Source organism: Sphingomonas populi (genome assembly GCF_004208535.1).
Taxonomy (GTDB): domain Bacteria; phylum Pseudomonadota; class Alphaproteobacteria; order Sphingomonadales; family Sphingomonadaceae; genus Sphingomonas; species Sphingomonas populi.
This window is the reverse complement of the sequence record NZ_SGIS01000137.1, coordinates 1-1583: the sequence shown is the minus strand read 5'-3', so window position 1 is coordinate 1583 and position 1583 is coordinate 1. Positions and strand designations below refer to the sequence as shown.

Genomic DNA, 1583 nt, shown 5'->3' with positions numbered 1-1583 from the left:
CGCCAAACTCAAGCAGTTCCGACGGGTGGCAACCCGATACGACAAGCTGCTCGCCAACTTCATGGGCTTCGTCAAACTCGCAGCCATCGCTATATGGCTGAGATAGTTAAATCGTCACCACGCCCTAAGGGCGAGACGATGGAAACGCTTCGCTATCCGTATCGCCCCAAGACCTGGGTGATGGCGCTGGCGGGACTGTTCTTCGCCCTTTGCGCGGTGGTGCTGGGCTATATGGCACGCGACAATGATCGCGGCGTGCTCATCAACGGGCTGATATCGCTCGACACCGACCAGGCGTCGATCTTTTACTGGGTGATGTGTGCGCTCAGTATCGGGTTCGTGGTCGCCAGCCTGTTCGGTATCGTCATGTCGCTGCGCGAACCGCGCGAGGTGATGGTCGATTCCACCGGCGTCACCGTGCCAGCGGGCCGCTGGTCGAGCGACACGGTGACGATCCCGTTCGCGAGCATCACCGATCTGCGCATCCAGCAGGTCCAGTCGCAAAAATTCCTCATCATCCGCCACAGCGACGGCAAGCATTCGGTGGTCCGCTCGATGATGCCGAGCCGCGCCGATTTCGAAACCTTCGCCGAAGCCGTTATAGCCCGCCGCGCCCGCAACCGCTGATCGCACCGCCCGAGGAAGACTCGACATGCCGGACGCCGCCGAACCCGATTACGATCATCTGCTCCGCGCGAACCTCGAACGCGTCTTCAACCAGCGCGACGGCGACGCACGCGCGGCTGCGCTGGCGGAACTCTATGTCGACGCGCCGGTGATGTACGAACCCGACGCGATCGTCGAAGGCCGCGCCGCGATCTCCGCCGTCGCGGGCGCGCTGCTCGAACGGTTCGGCCCCGATTTCGTCTTCACCCCCGATGGCCCAGCGGTCGGCCACCACGGCCTCGGCACGCTGCACTGGCACGCCGGACCTAAAGACGGCCCCATCGCCGTGACCGGCGCCGATGTCGCGCAGATCACCGACGGCCGCATCGCACGGCTATGGGTGCTGCTCAACCCGCCCGCCGGCTGACCGGGCACGATGCGGACCCGACTCAGCGTCTGCCAGAAAAAGACACGCTTCGGCTCGGAAGACGCCGCGCTGACTGTCGCGGAACGCGCCACCGTCGCGCTAAGGCCCTATCGCTGCGATCGGTGCTTCCAGTTCCACCTGACCAGCCGGACCAAGGGCAAGCGCGCGGTCGTTGCGAAGCGGAGCTGAACCGGCCCGGTTCCCTCTGAACCCGTTTGCACTGAGACGATCGACCACCCACCGCACGCGGCGAGGCTTGGGCGGGCATCGACTTCGCCCGACACGAACGCCGGTACGGCGCGCGCCCTCCCGTTCGTGTCGAGCAACTGTGTTCATGCAGGCCGGTATGTTTGCTGTGATTTGAGCATGGCATTGAGTGTGATGATGAGTTTTCGCATGGTTGCGACGAGGGCGACCTTGGCAGGTTTGCCGTTGTCGCGGAGGCGCTGGCAGGTTTGTGCGAGGTGGCCTTTTTTGGAGCGTGCGATAGCGAGAGCGGCGAGGTAGAGGCACCTGCGTACAGCGGGTCTTCCGCCGGTGCACCGTCCGG

3 protein-coding genes and 2 pseudogenes are annotated in these 1583 nt (G+C 64.6%); 4 read left to right on the top strand and 1 reads right to left on the bottom strand.

What is annotated here, in order from left to right; all coding sequences use genetic code 11:
• The 4 genes and pseudogenes from EWE75_RS24520 to EWE75_RS24505 all read left to right on the top strand — a co-directional run.
• Positions 1–106 (top strand): annotated as a pseudogene (locus tag EWE75_RS24520) (IS5/IS1182 family transposase); the annotation flags it as partial.
• Positions 107–138: 32 nt separating this feature from the next.
• Complete coding sequence (locus tag EWE75_RS24515) at positions 139–627, top strand: hypothetical protein (RefSeq protein ID WP_130160625.1); 489 nt, start codon at positions 139–141, stop codon at positions 625–627.
• A gap of 25 nt (positions 628–652) precedes the next feature.
• Positions 653–1033, top strand: coding sequence for a nuclear transport factor 2 family protein (locus EWE75_RS24510; protein WP_130160624.1), 381 nt, complete (start codon positions 653–655; stop codon positions 1031–1033).
• A gap of 9 nt (positions 1034–1042) precedes the next feature.
• Positions 1043–1222, top strand: a complete 180-nt coding sequence (locus EWE75_RS24505; RefSeq protein ID WP_130160623.1) for a hypothetical protein — start codon at positions 1043–1045, stop codon at positions 1220–1222.
• A gap of 143 nt (positions 1223–1365) precedes the next feature.
• Here the strand turns inward: EWE75_RS24505 and EWE75_RS25405 are convergent.
• Positions 1366–1583, bottom strand: a pseudogene (locus tag EWE75_RS25405) (hypothetical protein); the annotation flags it as partial.